Below are 18,179 nucleotides of genomic sequence, written 5' to 3'. Positions count from 1 at the left end.
CGAACCTCGTCCGAAATACCGAACCGAAGGACATTCCTGTGACCGACGCTTCCGCCCCGGCCGCCCGCAGGCCCGGTGAGCAGGCGCTCACCGCCCTGGGCCTGAACGCGCCCGACCTCGACCCCGCCGACGCCTCGCCGCACTCCTTCCCCGGCGGCGGCCGCTGGCGCACCGAGATCCCCTCGTGCGAGGGGCCCGAGGCGCTGGCCGTGGTCCTGAAGGAGGCCTCGCGGCTGGACGTGCCGATCCACCGGATCAGCCAGGGCAGCGGCGTGTGGATGCTGACCGACGCCGAGATCACCGAGATGGTGGAGGCGACGGCCGAGCGCGACATCGAGCTCTGCCTGTTCACCGGCCCGCGCGGCACCTGGGACATCGGCGGGTCCACGCGCACCGACTCGCGGGGGGCCGGACTGCGCGCCCGCGGCCACGACGCCGTCGCCGGCTGCGTCGAGGACGCGGTGCGGGCCACGGAGCTGGGCGTCAAGTGCCTGCTCGTCGCCGACGAGGGCGTGCTGTGGACGCTGCACCGGGCCCGGGCGGCCGGCATCATCCCGGCCGACACCACGCTCAAGGTGAGCGCGCTCATCGGCCCCGTCAACCCGGCGGCGTACGCCGTCTACGAGCGTCTCGGCGCCGACTCGGTCAACGTACCGAGCGACCTGACGCTCGATCACCTCACCGAGATCCGCCGGGTGTCCGGCGCCCCCATGGACATGTACATCGAAGCCCCCGACGACCTCGGCGGCTACGTCCGGATGTACGAGGTCGCCGAGCTGATCCGGCGCGGCGCACCGCTCTACCTGAAGTTCGGCCTGTCGAAGGCGCCCGGGATCTACCCCTACGGGCACCACATGCGGGAAGTGACCCTGGCCACCGCCAAGGAACGCGTGCGGCGCGGCCGGCTCGCCCTGGACCTCCTGGCCCGCCACGGGGCCGACGGCGACATGGCACCGCTGGGCTCGCGACTGCCCGGCGATCTGCAACGGTTCGAAATCTCGTCATAACGTTCCGGAAACTCTTCTTACAAAAGACGACACAGCCGACCACAATCCCACACACCTCCTCTCGGTCTTTCCGGCACGACCACCGGAGCGACTTCGCGCCTCCCAGACCGAGCCCTGCACACAGATCAAGGATGATCAACATGCGTAACCGCAGAGCCGCACTCGCCGCCATAGCCGGAGCCGCGTCCCTCGCCCTGACCCTGTCCGCCTGCGGGCAGAGCAGCGAGGGCGGCAGCGAGGAGGGCGGGGACAGCGCCAAGGGCGCCACCATCGGCATCGCGATGCCGACCAAGTCCTCCGAGCGCTGGATCGCCGACGGCAAGAACGTCGTCACGGAACTGGAGTCCAAGGGCTACAAGACCAAGCTGGTCTACGGCGAGGACGACCCCGACCAGCAGGTCTCACAGGTCGAGAACCTGATCACGCAGGGCGTCAAGGCGCTGATCATCGCCGCCATCGACAACAAGTCGATGAACAACGTGCTCCAGCAGGCCAAGGACGCGAACATCCCGGTCATCTCCTACGACCGCCTGATGCTCGGTTCGCAGAACGTCGACTACTACGCGTCGTTCGACAACGAGAAGGTCGGCGAGCTCCAGGGCAGCTACATCGTCGAGAAGCTCGGCCTGAAGGACGGCAGCAAGAAGGGCCCCTTCAACATCGAGCTGTTCGCCGGCTCCAACGACGACAACAACACCCGCTACTTCTTCGGCGGCGCGATGAAGGTCCTGCAGCCCTACATCGACAAGAAGCAGCTCGTCGTCCGCTCCGGCCAGACCGAGCTCAACCAGGTCACCACCCTGCGCTGGGACGGCGGCACCGCCCAGAAGCGCATGGACGACATCCTGACCTCGGCCTACAAGAGCGAGCGCGTCGACGCCGTCCTCTCCCCCTACGACGGCATCTCCATCGGCATCCTGTCCGCCCTGAAGTCCGACGACTACGGCTCCAAGAGCAAGCCGCTGCCGGTCGTCACGGGCCAGGACGCCGAGGTCGCCTCGGTGAAGTCGATCATCGCCGACCAGCAGTCGATGACCGTCTACAAGGATCTCCGCAAGCTCGCCAAGGTGTCCTCGAACATGGTCGACGCGCTGCTCAACAAGAAGAAGCCCGAGGTCAACGACACCAAGACCTACGACAACGGCGCGAAGGTCGTCCCGGCCTACCTGCTGGAGCCGGTCGCCGTCGACAAGGGCAACTACCAGAAGGAGCTCGTCGACTCCGGCTACCTCAAGGAGAGCGACCTCAAGTAAGCCCCGCCACCCACCGACGATTCACCACTGATTGGAAGGCACGACCATGGCGGGACCCGTCCTGGAAATGCGCTCGATCGTCAAGACCTTTCCCGGCGTCAAGGCGCTGTCGGACGTCACGCTGACCGTCCGGCAGGGCGAGGTCCACGCCATCTGCGGGGAGAACGGCGCCGGCAAGTCGACCCTGATGAAGGTCCTCTCCGGCGTCCACCCGCACGGCACCTACGAGGGCGACATCCTCTTCGAGGGAGAGGTCTGCCAGTTCAAGGACATCCGGGCCAGCGAAGAACGCGGCATCGTGATCATCCACCAGGAGCTGGCGCTGGTGCCCTACCTCTCCCTGGCGGAGAACATCTTCCTCGGCAACGAGCACGCCACCCGGGGGATCATCAGCTGGACCGAGACCCTGAGGCACGCCACCGAACTGCTGCGCCGGGTCGGCCTGTCCGACCACCCGGACACCCGCGTCGCCGACATCGGCGTGGGCAAGCAGCAGCTGGTGGAGATCGCCAAGGCCCTGTCCAAGAAGGTGAAGCTGCTCATCCTGGATGAGCCGACCGCGGCCCTGAACGACGAGGACAGCGGCAAACTCCTGGATCTGATCCTGGAGTTGAAGAAGCAAGGCATCACCTCGATCATCATCTCCCACAAGCTCAACGAGATCCGCAAGGTCGCCGACTCGGTGACGATCCTCCGCGACGGCCAGACCATCGAGACCCTCGACGTGAAGGCGCCGGAGACCACCGAGGACCGGATCATCAGCGGCATGGTCGGCCGCGACCTGGAGCACCGCTTCCCGGAGCGGTCGCCGCACGAGCCCGAGGAGGGCGCGGCCCCCGCTCTGGAGATCCGCAACTGGACCGTGCACCACCCCATCGACCAGCAGCGCAAGGTGTGCGACGACGTGTCGCTCCAGGTGCGCCGCGGGGAGATCGTGGGCATCGCGGGCCTGATGGGCGCCGGCCGCACCGAGCTCGCGATGAGCGTCTTCGGCCGCACCTACGGCCGGTACGCGGGCGGCACCGTCCTCAAGGACGGCAAGGAGATCCGCACCAAGTCCGTCCCCGAGGCGGTCAAGCACGGCATCGCCTACGTCACCGAGGACCGCAAGCACTACGGCCTGAACCTCATCGACACCATCAACCGGAACATTTCGCTGACCGCCCTGGGCAAGGTCGCCAAGCGCGGTGTGGTCGACGAGCACGAGGAGCGGCAGGTCGCCGAGGGCTTCCGCAAGTCCATGAACATCAAGGCGCCGACCGTCTTCGAGCCGGTGGGCAAGCTGTCCGGCGGCAACCAGCAGAAGGTCGTCCTCAGCAAGTGGATCTTCTCGGGTCCGGACGTGCTGATCCTGGACGAGCCGACCCGCGGTATCGACGTCGGTGCCAAGTACGAGATCTACACGGTCATCGACCAGCTGGCCGCCGAGGGCAAGGCGGTCGTCTTCATCTCCTCCGAGCTGCCCGAACTGCTCGGCATGTGCGACCGCATCTACACGATGGCCGCGGGGCGGCTGACGGGTGAGTTCTCGCGGGCCGAGGCCTCCCAGGAATCGCTGATGCGTCAGATGACGAAGGACAAAGAGGTATCCCGATGAGCACGGACGTGACCGCCAAGAGCCCGGCCCCCGCGCCGCCGGGCAGGAGCGGAGGGGCCGCGGGCGACGGCCTGCTGGCCCTGGTGCTGGACGGCATGCGCCGCAACATGCGGCAGTACGGCATGCTGATCGCGCTGGGCCTGATCGTGGTCCTGTTCGCCGTGTGGACCGACGGCGACCTGCTGCTGCCGCGCAACGTCTCCAACCTGGTGCTGCAGAACAGCTACATCCTGATCCTCGCGATCGGCATGATGCTGGTCATCATCGCGGGCCACATCGACCTGTCGGTCGGCTCGCTGACGGCGTTCGTCGGCTCGATGGCCGCCGTGTTCATGGTGAAACAGGACATGCCGTGGCCCCTCGCGGTGGTGCTGTGCCTCGCCGTCGGCGCGGTCGCCGGCGCCGTCCAGGGGTTCTTCATCGCGTACGGCGGCATACCGTCGTTCATCGTGACCCTGGCGGGCATGCTGATCTTCCGCGGTCTGACGGAGATCTTCCTGGAGGGCCAGACCCTCGGCCCGTTCCCGGACGGACTGCAGAAGGTCGCCAACGGCTTCCTGCCCGAGGTCGGCCCGAACACCAACTACCACAACCTGACGCTGCTGCTGGGCTTCGCGATGATCGCCTTCGTGATCTTCCAGGAGGTCCGTGACCGCAAGCGGCAGCAGGAGTTCGCCCTCGACGTCCCGCCCGCCAAGCTGTTCCTGCTGAAGCTGGTCGCGATCGGCGCGGCCATCCTCACGCTGACGCTGCTGCTGGCCAGCTACAAGGGCGCCCCGATCGTGCTGCTCATCCTGGGCGTGCTGCTCGTCGGCTTCGGCTACGTGATGCGCAACGCGATCATCGGCCGCCACATCTACGCGATCGGCGGCAACCTCCCGGCGGCCAAACTGTCGGGTGTGAAGGACAAGAAGGTCACCTTCCTGGTCTTCCTGAACATGGGCATGCTCGCGGCCCTGGCGGGTCTGGTCTTCGCCGCCCGCTTCAACGCGGCCTCTCCCAAGGCCGGCCTCAACTTCGAGCTGGAGGCGATCGCGGCCTCGTTCATCGGCGGCGCGTCGATGAGCGGCGGTGTCGGCACCGTCCTCGGCGCGATCATCGGCGGTCTGGTCCTGGGCGTGCTGAACAACGGTATGAACCTCGTCGGCATCGGCACCGACTGGCAGCAGGTCATCAAGGGCATGGTGCTGCTGGCGGCGGTCGGGTTCGACGTGTGGAACAAGCGCAAGGTCGGTTCGTAAGTCAGCTCGGGCCCCGCCGGAAGGCGGGGCCCTTTCCTCATCGGGAGCCGCACACATGGAACTGAACAGACGCACGGTCATCGCGGGGGCCGCGGCGGCGGGCATGGCCGCCACCACGCTCGGCGGCACGGCACACGCCACGGGAGGCAGGAAGCCGGTGAAGACGCTCTTCGGCAAGCTCGCCGACGGCACGAAGGTGCACCTCTGGTCGCTGGAGAACGGCGGCACCCGCCTGAAGGTCCTCTCCTACGGCGGCATCGTCCAGTCCCTGGAGATCCCCGACCGTCGCGGCCGCTACGCCAACGTCAGCGCCGGCTTCGACAACCTCGAGGACTACGTCGCCGACAGCCCGTACTTCGGCGCCCTGATCGGCCGGTACGGCAACCGCATCGGCCAGGGCAGGTTCACGCTCGACGGCAAGAACCACCAGCTCTCCGTCAACGACGGCGAGCAGAGCCTGCACGGCGGCGCCAAGGGCTTCGACAAGCGCGTCTGGGACGTCGAGCCGTTCGTGAAGGGCTCCGACGTCGGCCTGTACCTGTACTACACGAGCGTCGACGGGGAGATGGGCTACCCGGGCACGCTCAAGACGAAGGTGACGTACACCCTCACCCGGCACGGCGACTGGCGCATCGACTACGAGGCCACCACCGACAAGGCCACGGTCGTCAACCTCACCAGCCACGTCTACTGGAACCTGGCCGGCGAGGGCAGCGGCACCATCGAGGACCACGAGCTCTCGATCGCCGCCTCCCGCTACACCCCCACCGACGCGGGTCTGATCCCCACGGGCGAGCTGGCGAAGGTCGCGGGCACCCCCTTCGACTTCCGCAAGGCCAAGCCGATCGGCCGGGACATCCGCGTCTCCCATCCGCAGCTGGTGACCGCCAAGGGCTTCGACCACAACTGGGTGCTGGACAAGGGCATCACCGCCCGGCCCGAGCACGTGGCCACCCTGCGCGACCCCTCCTCCGGCCGCACGCTGAGGATCGCCACGAACGAACCGGGCCTGCAGTTCTACTCCGGCAACTTCCTCGACGGCACGCTCACCGGCCCGTCCGGCCGCACCTACCGGCAGGGCGACGCGCTGTGCCTGGAGACGCAGCACTTCCCGGACTCGCCGAACAAGCCGTCGTTCCCGTCGACGGTGCTGCGGCCCGGGCAGACCTACCGGACCTCGACGATCCACACGTTCGGCCGCTGACCCGGCGCCTTTCCGCCGTCTTCACAGGTGGCACACAACTTTCTGAGGGACGCCTCAGGGGTTGAACAGCGTCACCCGGGTCTCCGTATGTAAGGGCGGCCCGCGCTCCCCCGCGCGGGCCGCCCTTGAACGTCGGGTCCGCCGTCCCCAACGGGCCCGCCTCACACGGAGGTTCCATGGCCGACAACGTCACGTCGCTGTTCCGCAGTACCGCGGCCCACAGCCCGTCGATGGCGGCTCTGACACGCGAGGGCGGCGAGGGAGCCGGCCCCGTGGACTTCTGTATCCCCTGCAACCCGTACTTCCCCACCCCGGCCATGTTCGAGGACATGGCGGGCAGGCTGCGCGACATCATCACGTACTACCCGAGCAGCGCCGACACGATCACGGCCGAGCTGTGCAGCCTGCTCCAGCTGCCGCCGCAGTGCGTGGCCATGGGCAACGGCTCGACCGAGCTGATCACCTGGATCGACCACCTGCTGGTCCGCGAGTCCCTCGCCGTCCCCGTCCCCACGTTCGGCCGCTGGACCGACCAGCCCATGGAGACCGGCAAGCGGGTCGACATGTTCCCGCTGCAGGAGTCCAGCGGCTTCGCCCTGGACCTCGCCCAGTACGCCGAGTTCATCCGCGCCCGGGGCACGCGCGTCGCCGTGATCTGCAACCCCAACAACCCCGACGGCGGTTTCCTGCACAAGCACGCCGTGGTGCAGTTCATGGACGCCATGGCCGACCTCGACCTCGTCGTGATCGACGAGTCGTTCCTGGAGTTCGCGGACGCCGAGGCCGAACCGTCCGTCGTGCAGGAGGCGATGCTCCGTCCCAACGTCGTGGTCCTGCGCAGCCTCGGCAAGAACTTCGGCCTGCACGGCATCCGCTTCGGCTACCTCGTCGCCAACCCGGCGCTCGCGGGCCGGATCCGCTCCATGCTGCCCAAGTGGAACCTCAACTCCTTCGCCGAGCACGTCGTCTTCATGCTGAAGGAGCACGGCGCCGAGTACGCGCAGAGCCTGCAGCAGGTGCGCCGGGACCGCCTCGACATGGCCTCCCAGCTGTCGGCGCTGCCCGGTCTGACGGTCTACCCGTCCCAGGGCAACTTCCTCTTCGTGCGCCTTCCGGTGGGCGCGGAGGGCACCGTGGTGCGGGACCGGATGCTCACCGAGCACCGGATCCTGGTCCGCGAGTGCGGCAACAAGATCGGTTCGTCCAGCCGCTTCCTGCGTCTCGTGGTGCGCCCCCAGGTGGACGTGCGTCGCCTGGTGTCCGGCCTGGAACAGGTGCTCTACGGGACGTCCAGGAGGGGAGCCGCCGTACCCGAGCTGGGCAACGGGACCAGCTACAGCTCGGGTACGGCGGCCGTGGACCGGCTGGTGAGCGAGACGAACGGCTCGGGCATGCGAGGGCTTGCGGCGCAGGCCATGGCGGCCTCGCCCGGGCCCGCGGCGGCGCCGGCCGCCGCGAGCGCGGGCCTCGGCGGTCCGGGCCTCGCCCCCGCGCCGGCGCCCGCCGCCCCGGCGCCCGCTCCGGCCACCGGCATCGGCATGCCGCTCCCCGCCGCCGCGTCCGCCGTCCCGGCGGGTACGAGCGGTGGGATGCCGATGCCGGCCGCGGCGCAACTGCCGCAGCCGCAGATCCCCCAGCAGATGCCCCAGCCTCAGGTGCCGCAGCCGGCTCCGCAGCCGGTGGCCGCACCGTTCACCGGGCCCACGCCGCCCGGTGTCCCCGCGCGGGGTGGTCTGACGGCCGCGCAGGTGCGGGGCACGAACGGGCTGACCCCGGCACCGGCCACGGGCTGGCCCGCCGCGCAGAGCTGGCCCAACGCGGCGGGGATGGGGCAGGCCGGGTAGTTCGGCGGGTGCGGGGCCGTCGTGGCTGGTCGCGCAGTTCCCCGCGCCCCCGGGCGCGGTGCTACACGGCCGTCAGCTTCCACTGCTGGCACGCGTTGTTCAGCCATGCCCACTGGCGTACGTCGGCGCTGTCCGCCGTGGAGCAGTCGGCCACGTCCGCCACCTTGCCCGTGGCCTGGTTGGTGATGCGGACGAAGCCTCCGTCCGTGGCCTGGAAGCGGAACCGCTGGCAGGTGTTGTCCAGCCACGACCACTGGCGCAGGTCGGCGCCGTCGGCGGAGGAGCAGTCGGCGGTGTCGAGGACCTTGCCGGTGGCGACGTTCACCAGGCGGTGGGTGTCGTCGCCGAGGTCCTCCAGGCGCCAGCGCTGGTTGGCGTTGCCGTTGCAGGTGTACTGCGCCACGTTGGCGCCGTCGGCCGTGGAACCGCCCGCCACGTCCAGGCACTTGCCGCTGTTGCGGTTGGTGACCGTGTACGTGGTGGAGGCGCTGGACGGCTCCCCGGAAGGCCCGGGCAGCGAGGCGCCGAGCCGCACCGGTGTGCCGAAGTTCGGGGTCCCGTCGGCGTTCCAGGTGAACTTCTGGGCGCGGGTCGTCCGGCCGTTGTCGCAGCCCTCGGAGGCCGAGTCGTTGGCGTGGTAGACGATCCAGTTCTCGCGGCCGTCGGGCGAGGTGAAGAAGCCGTTGTGGCCGGGCCCGTACACACCGTTGGCATCACTGCGCTGGAAGACGGGCGTGGGCTTCTTCGTCCAGGAGGAGGCGGCCAGCGGGTCGGAGCCGGTCAGCTCCAGTTGCCCGAGCTTGTAGTCGGGGGTCCAGCACCCGCTCGCCGAGTAGATCAGGAACGTACGGCCGCCCCGCTGGAGCACCTCGGCGCCCTCGTTGACGGTGCCGCCCTGCCGTTCCCAGGCGTACGTAGGGGTCGAGATGGTCGAGTAGGAGCCGCTGACGGTGTACGGGTTGGACATCGGGGCGATGACGAGGTTCTGCGTCCCGCCCGTGACGGCGCTGCCCAGCATGTACAGCCGGCCGTTCACGTTCAGCACGCTCGGGTCGAGCATCCACGCGCTGCTGAGCTGCCCCTTGTAGGTGTACGGCCCCATGGGGTCGGAGCCGGCGCTCTCCAGCACATGGCTGCGCTGGGTGGGGTTGTAGTCGGACACGTTCTGCCCGGCGACGTAGTACAGGTACCAGCGGCCATTGAGGAAGTGCAGTTCGGGCGCCCAGATGTTGCAGCAGCGGGAGGCTGCGTCGCCCTTCCACACCTGCACGCCGGGGGCGGTGGAGAGCCCGGCGAGGGTGGTGGACCTGCGGATGGTGATGACGTCGGTCCAACTGGTCGTCACCAGATGGTAGTTGCCGTCGTGGTACGAGATCCAGGGGTCGGCGCCCTTGACGGACTTGACGGGGTTCGTGAAGGAGGCGGCGCTCGCCTGCGGCTGCCCGACGGACAGCGCCAGCAGCAGGGCCGCCAGCAGGGTCAGTAGGCGACGGGCCATCCGCTGCTCCAGTTCAGAAGGTTGATGCCGAGCTTGGGCGTGCCGTTGTCGTTGCCGTCGTAGTAGTGGTAGACGATCAGGTCGCCGTCGGCGTCCTTCAGGATCGACTGGCCGCCGGGGCCGATGACGCTGCCGTGCGATTCGAGGACGGGCGTGCCACCGTTGTTCATCAGGTCGACGCCGTTCCTGTCGCGGTAGGGCCCGGTGACGCTGGTGGCGCGGCCGACCTTCACCTTGTACGTGGAGCTGGTGCCGGCGCAGCACGTGTCGTACGAAGCGAAGAGGTAGTAGTAGCCGCCCCGCTTGACGATGAAGGGCGCCTCGACGGCCTTGGTCCCGGTGGGGCGGGACGCGAGCGAGTAGCGGGTGGTGTGGGAGCCGAGCTGCTTGCCGGTGGAGGGATCGATCTGGATCATCTTGATCCCCGTCCACCAGCTGCCGAACGACAGCCACCACTTGCCGTCGTCGTTGACGAAGAGGTTCGGGTCGATGGCGTTGAAGTCGCTGGCGGAGTTCGAGGTGTAGACGGTGCCCTGGTCGGTCCAGCTGCCCGGCTGGCCGGTGGGGGAGGTCGCCAGGCCGATGGCGGAGGTGTTCGAGCCGAACTTCGAGACGGAGTAGTACATCAGGTACTTGCCGCCCTGGTAGGAGATGTCCGGCGCCCAGGCCTCGGGGACGGAGGAGTAGTTCCGCCACCAGCTCGGCCGGCTGGAGAAGGCGTCGGCGCCGTTGCGGAAGGCGGTGCGGTCGCTGCTGGTCTTGTGGGCGATGCCGCCGCCGGTCGCGTAGAGCAGGTACTGGCCGGACGAGGTGCGGATCATCGACGGGTCGTGCGTGACGATGTCGCCGGTGACGCGGCCGGGGCCCGGGTAGGCCGACGCCGTGCCCGGAGTCAGGGCCAGGAGGGCGGCGGTGGGGAGGGCGAGCAGGGCGGTGCGCCTGCGCAGGGGGGTGCGGCTCATGCGGGGGTCCTCCTTGCGGTGGGGTGTCACAACTGGTCGATATCTCGAACAGTGCTCGCAAGTTCGAACGGGAACGTAGAATCGAACCCCTTGCGCGTCAATGGTTCGCGCAGCAACGGCCGTGCCCCGGGCGCCGCAGGTCGATCTCCGCCCGCACGGTCTTGCCGGGCGGCTCACCGTCGAGCACCTCCCAGCGGTCGGCGAGCGCGTCGACCAGGACGAAGCCCCGGCCGTGCTCGTCGAAGGGCTGCGGCGGCCGTACGGCACCGGGTGCGGGCGGACGCGGCGGCCCACTGCGCGTGTCCGCCACCTCGACCCGGACGCGGTCCGGGTCGAGGGACAGCCGCAGCGCGAAGTCCCGCCCGGGTACGCGCCCGTGCGTCACGGCGTTGGCCGCCAGCTCCGCCACGATCGCCCCGACCGCGTCGGAGACGTCCGTGCCGTAGGGGATGCCCCAGGAGTGCAGCTGGTTCAGCGTGAGCCGGCGGGCGAGACGGGCGCCGCGCGGCGTGGAGCTGAGGCGCTGCGTGAACACACGTACGGTGACGGGCGGTTGGGCGGTGTTGCGGATGATCGGCGCTGTCATGCGCCCAATGTGACCTGCGGGGACGGCGATTCTCCAGGCCGGAGCCGCGTACGCTGCGGCAGCGTACGCGGTCACGGACTGGACAGTACCGGTGACGTCCCGTGACCATGCCTGCGGGAGGTGACCGACAGTGGTCGATGGCATGGCGGGGACGGGCACGGGTGGCGAGCCGGAGTCGTCGGACAGTCTGCGGACGTTCGGGGCGGTGGTCCAGGGCCTGCGCGAACACGCCGGGCTGAGCCGGGAGGAGTTCGGGGAACTGGTGCGGTTCTCCAAGCACACGGTGGCTTCGGTGGAGTTGGGCAGGCGGATGCCGGATCCCGAGTTCGTGCAGCGCGCGGAGGAGGTGTTCGGCAGGACCGGCGCGTTACAGAGGGCGGCGGGGTGCCTGGAGAGGCAGCCGGGGTTGGCGGCGTGGTTCCGCCGGTGGGCCGCCCTGGAGCGGACCGGGATCACCATGTGCACCTACGAGTGCCGCATGGTGCCCGGCTTGTTGCAGACCCAGACTTACGTGCGGGCGCTGGCTGCTGACAACCTGCCCCCGCTCGCCGACCAGCAGATCGAGGAGAGATGGGCGGCGCGAGCCGAGCGGCAGAAGCTGCTGTGGCAGCGACCGAACACCGCGTTCAGCTTCATCGTCGAGGAGCATGTGTTCCTGCGGCGTACCGGAGGCAAGGCAGTGACCCGGGATCTCATCGATCACGTGCTGGAGATCTCCCAGCTGCGCAACATCGAGATCCAGGTCATGCCTCTCGTACGTGAGTCCCACTCAGGACTGCAAGGGCCCTTCCACCTGCTGGAGACACCTGAGAACCAGTGGTTCGCCTACCTCGAAGGGCAGGAGAGCGGACAGCTCATCACCGACCGGAAAGTGGTCAGCGTGCTCCAAAGGAGGTATGCCAGGATGCGTGCACAGGCTCTCTCCCTCGAAGACTCCGTGAGCCTGTTGCAGCGCAGGCGAGGAGACCTATGAACACCAGCGAACTGGCTTGGTTCAAGTCGAGCTACAGCAGCAGCGCTTCCGGCGACTGCCTGGAGGTCGCCGCCTGCCCCGACACCATCCACATCCGGGACTCCAAGAACCGGCAAGGCCCCGAACTCCGCGTCTCCCCCACCGCCTGGTCCGCCTTCCTCACGCACGCCGGCGAGTAACGCCTCACCTCCGCCCGCCGAACTCCCACGCGTGCACCTCGACCTCGGCGTACGCGCCCCGGGTCAGCACCGCACCCGCCGCCCCCGCGTCAGCGGCTCGCACCAGTGCCGCCGTACCCACCCACACGGCACCGTCGTCGGACAGCAGCGGCCCGTACGCGATCAGGTCCTCCCGCACGGCCTCCGGGACGTGGAGATCCGCACCCGGCCCCGGGCCGAAGCCGAGCACGAGGTACCGGTTCCCGCCCGTCCGGCCACCGGGGAACTCCCACATGGTCCGCCCCAGCAGGTTCCGCCACCGCCGCAGCAGCACGTCCCGGTAGACCCCGGCCTGCTGGTTGGGCTCGTCGAAGGCGAAGGCCCGGGCCGCGGCGGGGTCCGGGAGGTCGACGACGTGGACGCTGCCCGTCGGCGTCTCCCCGTCCGCGGCGAAGGTCGGCCCGCGGGCGATCAGCTCCTCCTCGTAGCGGTCCATGTAGGCCCAGTGCGCCTCGCCCAGTTCCCGGCGCAGCGGGAGGGAACCGGACCGGTCTCGGTGGTAGCAGAAGAACTCCATGCCTCATCCAACCGCGACGGCGGCCCGGATCGCGCGCGTCGCGATGAGTTCCGCCTCGCCCGGCGGTCGTAAGGTCGGATCCGTCACCGAGGAGGACTTCTGATGCGCAGCGTGACCTATTCGATGAACGTCTCGCTCGACGGTTACATCGTCGGGCCCGACGGTGACTTCAACTGGTCGGAGCCCCTCCCGGACGTCTTCCGCTACTGGATCGACGACATCCGGCACGTCGGCGTCCACCTGATGGGGCGGCGGCTGTACGAGACGATGCTGTACTGGGAGACCGCCGAGCAGGAGACCACCCCGGACGAGGCGGAGCTCGAATGGATCGGGCTGTGGAACCCGCTTCCCAAGGTGGTGTTCTCCACCACCCTGTCCGAGGTGCGCGGCGCTGCCCGCCTGGCCTCCGGCAGCCTGGCGGAGGAGATCGAGCGGCTGCGGGCCGAGCCGGGAGAGGGCGAGATCGCGATCGGCGGCGCCACCCTCGCCGCCCAGGCCGCCGACCTGGGGCTGATCGACGAGTACCGGGCCATGGTCTACCCCGTCCTGGTCGGCGGCGGCATTCCCTTCTTCCCCCGCAATGAGCGCCGGGTGGATCTCGAACTCGTCGAGACCCGCACGTTCAGCTCGCAGGTCGTCCTCCTGCGCCACCGCGTGACGCGTTAGGCGACCGTCCGCACGACACCGGGGCGCGGGGGCCGGCTCCTGCTCCGGCCCCCGCCCTCCTACCGGCCCGGGCACTCCTTCCAGGCCATGTGGTACACCGTGCTGATGTCCCCGTCCGTCGAGTCCATCGTCATGAAGCTGACCTTGTCGGCCGCCTGCGTACCGGCGTTGACGCGGATCTCGGTGTTGATGTTGAAGTTGCGCTGGACACCGCAGGGCGCGTAGACGAGCTGGGCCCAGTCCGTCTCGTCGGTGGCCTGCCAGTTGTCGTTGTAGGGGCCGCTGAAGGGGTGGCTCCGGTGTGCCGTGCTGGGTGAGCCCTGGAAGTAGTACGAGGCCCGCTGGGTGGCGCTCGCGCCGGGCTGGAGTGCGGCGAAGCCGCGGTAGTCGGCGCTCGCGATGGCGTACGTGAAGCCCTGCGGCACGTGCACGATCAGGCTGAGCTGGCAGTTCTTGCGGAACGCGGTGGGGTCGGAGCCCCCGCCGGCCTGCGCGAGGTAGTCGCTGTAGGTCACCGTGAAGGCCGTGTTGTCCTCGGAGACGGCGACCGCGGTCGTGCCCTGCGGGCAGCCGGAGCCGTTCACGGTGGCGACCTTGATGACGATCTTGTCCGGGGGCGGGTCGACGAACCCGGAGGACGGGGATTGCGCGGGAAGTGCGCTGGTGAGCAGCGCGGCGATCGCGCCGCTCAGGAGCAGGCCACCGGCCATGGTTCTCCCATCCGTTCGTGGGGGGTGGATCGAAAATGGTCATGCGCATGTCAAGGCGACGGCGCATATGCACCCGACCTGTGTTCCATTCATGGAGGAGCTGTGAAGGCCGGGAGCGGTCGCATCGTACGCAGGGCGCCAGGGGGCGGCCAGGTCGCTCTCCGGCCATTCACAGGGCGGGATTTCACATCGTCGCCCCGCGCGGCGGAGGTGGGGCGGGGGGCGCCCCGCTCACGGGCCCCGCCCCGGCGCCCGGCCGTGCCGCCGGGCGCATAGGGTGCGTGAGCAGTGCGTCGACCGAGGCTCCCGAGGACCGCGATGAGGATCACCCACGGACTCGCCCCCCGCCGCCCGCTCAGCCGCGGGCGCGGCCCGTCACGGGTTCTCCCAGGCCGCCGGTTCGGCCGCGAGCCGCTCCACCGGCTCGGGCAGCGCCCCGGCCGCGAGGTCGGCGATCGTCACGCCCTCCAGAATCCTGCGCACATTGGCCCGCAGCGCGATCCACAGCGGCAGCAGCGGCTCGGCGGTGCCGGTGTAGGCGAGGCCGGTCGGCCGCTCGCCGCGCACCGAGACGATCGGGCCGTCCACGGCCCGGATCACGTCCGCGACGGTGATCCGGTCCGCCTCCCGGGCCAGGCGATAGCCGCCGCCCCCGCCGCGGCGGCTGTCGACGACACCGCCGCGCCGCAGATCGCCGAGGATCCCCTCCAGAAACTTGTGGGGGATGTCCTGCGCGGTGGCGACGGCCTCCGCCTTGACCGGCCCCTCCCCCTGCCGGACGGCCAGTTCCACGACCGCTCGTACCGCGTAGTCCGCACGTGCCGAGATCCTCATAGGACCATTGTCGCGGTCACCCTGTAGACATTGAGCACACGCACCACACCCCGTATGACGCACCACGCACGGCATGGCACAACAGGAGGCGCTCCCTTGGAGCTCAGCAGGCGTACCTTCCACGCTCTCGCCGGCACGGCGGCGCTCGGCTTCGCGCTGACCGGCAGCGGGTCGCCGACCTCCGCCAACCCGGCACGGACGGCCCCCACGGGCCCGCCGCCGCCCGTGCCCCGCGCGGACGGCCGGCGCCACGAGATCGGCTTCGACCGGTACTCCCTGCTGATCGACGGCCGCCGCCTGGTCCTGTGGTCGGGCGAGATGCACCCCTTCCGGCTGCCGAGCCCGTCGCTGTGGCGGGACGTGCTGGAGAAGATGCGCGCCCACGGTTACAACGCGGTCAGCGTGTACGTCGCCTGGAACCACCACTCCCCCGCCCCCGGCCGCTACGACTTCACCGGGGTGCGCGACCTGGACCTGTTTTTGCGCACGGCCGCCGAGACGGGGCTGTACGTGATCGTGCGGCCCGGCCCGTACATCAACGCCGAGGTCGACGCCGGCGGCTTCCCCGGCTGGCTGACCGCCACCGACGGCACGGCCCGCACCGCCGACCCGACGTATCTGCGGTACGTCGACGAGTGGCTGACCGCCGTCAACGCCGTCATCGCCAAGCGCCTGTTCACGCGCGGCACGGGCACGGTGCTGCTCTACCAGATCGAGAACGAGTACGACGCGCACGCCGGCGAGCGGACCGGGCGCGCCTACATGTCGTACCTGTACGAGAAGGTCCGCGCCGACGGCATCGACGTACCGCTGTTCCACAACGACAAGGGCCGCAACGGCCATTGGACGCCCGGGTCGTTCGGCACCGGCGGGGAGAAGGGGCGCTGGCTGTACGGGTTCGACGGATACCCGGAGCCGGACGGGGTGCCGCCCGACTGGGGGCACTTCGGGCCCGGCGGGGTGAGGGGCGGGGCCACGGCCAGCCCGCGCACGCCCGGGTTCCTGCCCGAGTTCGGCGGGGGCTGGTTCGACCCGTGGGGCGGGTCCTGGTTCGACGGCAAGGGCTACGCCGAGTCGCGCCGGATCCGCGACGCGGCCTACGAGCGGCGCTTCCACCTGACCAACCTCGCCAACGGCATCACGCTGCACAACGTCTACATGACCTACGGCGGCACCTCCTGGGGCTGGCTGCCCGCACCGGTGGTCTACACGTCGTACGACTACGGCGCCGCCCTCGACGAGGCCCGCAACGCCACCCCCAAGCTCGCCCCGATGCACCAGATCGGGCAGTTGCTGCGCCATGTGCCCGACCTCGCCAAGCTGGACCCGGGGAAGCGGGTGCGCGCCACCGACGAGCGGATCAGGGTCTACCACCTGGCCAACCCCGACACCGGCGCCCACGTCTACGTCCTGCGCAACGACACCGGCGAGGACGTGTCCACGACCCTGCCGGACGCCGGGATCGACGTGCCGGTCACCGTCGCGGCCCGGGACGCCAAGCTGCTCGCGGCCGGGCTGCGGCTCGGGCGGCGGACGCTGGTGCACTCCACCGTGCAGCCCATGCTGAGCCTGACCGCCGGGCGGCAGGACATCGCGGTGTTCACCGGCCGGCGGGGCGAGATGGCGCAGGTCGTGCTGGAGTGCGCGGACGAGCCGACCCCCATGCGGCTGGACGCCGAGCCCGCCTGGGCGTACAACCTCGGCAAGCTGAACATCACGGCCCCGCTCGGCGCCGGCGGGCTGAGCCGGGTGCGGGTCGAGGGCGACGGCGTGGACACACCGATGCTGGTGCTGTTCGCCGACGACGCGACCGCCCTGCGCCTGTGGCCCTACGAGACGCCGTCCGGCCCGCTGCTGGTCTACGGCCCGGCCCTGCTGCGCTCGGCCGAGCTGCGCGGCTCCACCGTCCACCTCACCGGCGACACCATCGGCGCGACCGGCCTGGAGGTGTGGGGCCCGCGCGGCCTCACCCACGTGACGTGGAACGGGCGTGCGGTGCCCACCCGGATCAGCGCCTCCGGCAGCCTGCTGGCGCTGCGCCCGCTGCCCGGCGTGACCCGGCCCGCCCTGCCCGCCCTGGACGGCTGGCGGCGGCGGGCCGAGAACCCGGAGGCCGAGCCGGACTTCGACGACACGGACTGGACGACGGCCGACAGGACGACGACCTTCAGCACCACGCCCGTGCCCGGCGGACAGCCCGTGCTGTTCGCCGACGACTACGGCTTCCACTACGGCGACGTCTGGTACCGGGGCACGTGGACGGGCGCGGGCGGCGTCGAATCGGTGTCCCTGGCCTACAGCACCGGCACGCAGGGCCTGCTGATGGCCTGGCTGGACGGCGAAGCGCTGGGCACCCACCGCATGCCCGTGCCGGACCGGGACCGGGCCCGGCAGGGGACGTGGACGGCGAAGGCCTCCTTCGACCTGCCGGACGAACTGCGCGAACGGCTGCGGGAGGAGCCCGGGACGCGCCACGTGCTGTCGGTGCTCGTGCGGCCGATGCAGCACGACATGGACGGAGAGGCGCGCGACACGCACAAGGCCGCGCGCGGGCTGACCGCCGTCACCTTCGAGGGCGCCGCACCGGAGGTGACCTGGAGGATCCAGGGCGCCGCCGCGCCCGACCCCGTGCGCGGGCCCATGAACAACGGCGGACTGTACGGGGAGCGCGAGGGCTGGCACCTGCCGGAGCACGACGACCGGGACTGGACGAAGACCGAGCTGCCCCGGGCCGGGCGGCGGCAGGGCGTCACCTGGTACCGCACAAGCTTCCGGCTGGACGTCGACCCGGGCGTCGACGCCTCGGTCGGCCTCGTCCTGGACGACGACCCGGGCCGGGCCTACCGCGTGCAGATCTTCCTCAACGGCTGGAACCTCGGCCAGTACATCAACGACGTGGGGCCGCAGCACACGTTCGTGCTGCCGAACGGGATCCTGCGCACCCGGGGTGCCAACACCCTGGCGCTGGCCGTGCTGTCCGACGGGACCACCCCCTCCGGGCCGGGGACCGTGCGGCTGACGCTGCTCGGTGCCGCGGCCGGAGGGGTGCCCGTCAAGCCGGTGTGACCG

At 70.0% G+C, this 18,179-nt stretch carries 16 protein-coding genes; 10 read left to right on the top strand and 6 right to left on the bottom strand.

Going from position 1 to position 18,179, the window contains the following annotated elements; genetic code table 11:
• The first annotated feature begins 38 nt into the window (after nt 1-38).
• The 6 genes from ACPXCS_RS18415 to ACPXCS_RS18390 all read left to right on the top strand — a co-directional run bounded on the left by ACPXCS_RS18415 (nt 39) and on the right by ACPXCS_RS18390 (nt 8,146).
• Nucleotides 39-1,007, top strand: coding sequence for a hypothetical protein (locus ACPXCS_RS18415; RefSeq protein WP_425945148.1), 969 nt, complete (start codon nt 39-41; stop codon nt 1,005-1,007).
• A gap of 140 nt (nt 1,008-1,147) precedes the next feature.
• Nucleotides 1,148-2,260, top strand: a complete 1,113-nt coding sequence (gene chvE / locus ACPXCS_RS18410; protein ID WP_425945147.1) for a multiple monosaccharide ABC transporter substrate-binding protein — start codon at nt 1,148-1,150, stop codon at nt 2,258-2,260.
• 46 nt (nt 2,261-2,306) lie between these two features.
• Nucleotides 2,307-3,857: a multiple monosaccharide ABC transporter ATP-binding protein gene (gene mmsA / locus ACPXCS_RS18405; RefSeq protein WP_425945146.1), complete on the top strand. Its 1,551-nt coding sequence runs from the start codon at nt 2,307-2,309 to the stop codon at nt 3,855-3,857.
• Complete coding sequence (gene mmsB, locus ACPXCS_RS18400) at nt 3,854-5,098, top strand: multiple monosaccharide ABC transporter permease (RefSeq protein ID WP_425945145.1); 1,245 nt, start codon at nt 3,854-3,856, stop codon at nt 5,096-5,098. Before mmsA ends, mmsB begins: the two co-directional genes overlap by 4 nt.
• Before the next feature lie 55 nt (nt 5,099-5,153).
• Complete coding sequence (locus ACPXCS_RS18395; protein WP_425945144.1) at nt 5,154-6,302, top strand: aldose epimerase family protein; 1,149 nt, start codon at nt 5,154-5,156, stop codon at nt 6,300-6,302.
• A 176-nt stretch (nt 6,303-6,478) separates the two neighbouring features.
• On the top strand, nt 6,479-8,146 hold the full coding sequence (locus tag ACPXCS_RS18390; protein WP_425945143.1) for a pyridoxal phosphate-dependent aminotransferase: 1,668 nt from the start codon (nt 6,479-6,481) through the stop codon (nt 8,144-8,146).
• A 61-nt stretch (nt 8,147-8,207) separates the two neighbouring features.
• Here ACPXCS_RS18390 and ACPXCS_RS18385 read toward each other — a convergent pair whose 3' ends face one another.
• From ACPXCS_RS18385 to ACPXCS_RS18375, 3 genes are all read right to left on the bottom strand, one after another.
• Nucleotides 8,208-9,644, bottom strand: coding sequence for a family 43 glycosylhydrolase (locus tag ACPXCS_RS18385; RefSeq protein WP_425945142.1), 1,437 nt, complete (start codon nt 9,642-9,644; stop codon nt 8,208-8,210).
• Nucleotides 9,626-10,606 carry an arabinan endo-1,5-alpha-L-arabinosidase gene (locus ACPXCS_RS18380; protein WP_425945141.1) on the bottom strand — a complete coding sequence of 327 codons (981 nt, stop codon included), beginning with the start codon at nt 10,604-10,606 and terminating at the stop codon, nt 9,626-9,628. The genes ACPXCS_RS18385 and ACPXCS_RS18380 overlap by 19 nt, the downstream gene beginning before the upstream one ends.
• 97 nt (nt 10,607-10,703) lie before the next feature.
• Nucleotides 10,704-11,192, bottom strand: coding sequence for an ATP-binding protein (locus tag ACPXCS_RS18375; protein WP_425945140.1), 489 nt, complete (start codon nt 11,190-11,192; stop codon nt 10,704-10,706).
• Nucleotides 11,193-11,334: 142 nt separating this feature from the next.
• Between ACPXCS_RS18375 and ACPXCS_RS18370 the strand changes: the two genes are divergently transcribed.
• Together ACPXCS_RS18370 and ACPXCS_RS18365 are read left to right on the top strand one after the other, a co-directional pair.
• Nucleotides 11,335-12,165 (top strand): helix-turn-helix domain-containing protein, encoded by an 831-nt coding sequence (locus tag ACPXCS_RS18370; protein ID WP_425970990.1) that lies wholly within the window; start codon nt 11,335-11,337, stop codon nt 12,163-12,165.
• The gene (locus ACPXCS_RS18365; RefSeq protein WP_425945138.1) at nt 12,162-12,344 is read left to right on the top strand and encodes a DUF397 domain-containing protein; all 183 of its coding nucleotides are present in this window, start codon (nt 12,162-12,164) and stop codon (nt 12,342-12,344) included. Before ACPXCS_RS18370 ends, ACPXCS_RS18365 begins: the two co-directional genes overlap by 4 nt.
• Before the next feature lie 4 nt (nt 12,345-12,348).
• Here the strand turns inward: ACPXCS_RS18365 and ACPXCS_RS18360 are convergent, their stop codons facing one another.
• Nucleotides 12,349-12,900, bottom strand: a complete 552-nt coding sequence (locus ACPXCS_RS18360; protein WP_425945137.1) for a YciI family protein — start codon at nt 12,898-12,900, stop codon at nt 12,349-12,351.
• A 102-nt stretch (nt 12,901-13,002) separates the two neighbouring features.
• On the opposite strand from ACPXCS_RS18360, the gene ACPXCS_RS18355 reads away from it, so the two are divergent.
• On the top strand, nt 13,003-13,566 hold the full coding sequence (locus tag ACPXCS_RS18355; protein WP_425945136.1) for a dihydrofolate reductase family protein: 564 nt from the start codon (nt 13,003-13,005) through the stop codon (nt 13,564-13,566).
• 59 nt (nt 13,567-13,625) lie between these two features.
• Here the strand turns inward: ACPXCS_RS18355 and ACPXCS_RS18350 are convergent, their stop codons facing one another.
• Nucleotides 13,626-14,276 (bottom strand): DUF4360 domain-containing protein, encoded by a 651-nt coding sequence (locus ACPXCS_RS18350; protein WP_425945135.1) that lies wholly within the window; start codon nt 14,274-14,276, stop codon nt 13,626-13,628.
• 375 nt (nt 14,277-14,651) lie between these two features.
• Nucleotides 14,652-15,110: an RrF2 family transcriptional regulator gene (locus ACPXCS_RS18345; RefSeq protein ID WP_383322954.1), complete on the bottom strand. Its 459-nt coding sequence runs from the start codon at nt 15,108-15,110 to the stop codon at nt 14,652-14,654.
• Nucleotides 15,111-15,206: 96 nt separating this feature from the next.
• On the opposite strand from ACPXCS_RS18345, the gene ACPXCS_RS18340 reads away from it, so the two are divergent.
• Nucleotides 15,207-18,176, top strand: coding sequence for a glycoside hydrolase family 35 protein (locus ACPXCS_RS18340; protein WP_425945134.1), 2,970 nt, complete (start codon nt 15,207-15,209; stop codon nt 18,174-18,176).
• Nucleotides 18,177-18,179 lie beyond the last annotated feature (3 nt).

This window comes from Streptomyces sp. DT190, assembly GCF_049846985.1.
In the GTDB taxonomy this organism is placed as follows: Bacteria; Actinomycetota; Actinomycetes; order Streptomycetales; family Streptomycetaceae; genus Streptomyces.
Note: the sequence above shows the minus strand (reverse complement) of the source record. Positions and strands in the feature narration are given on the sequence as shown.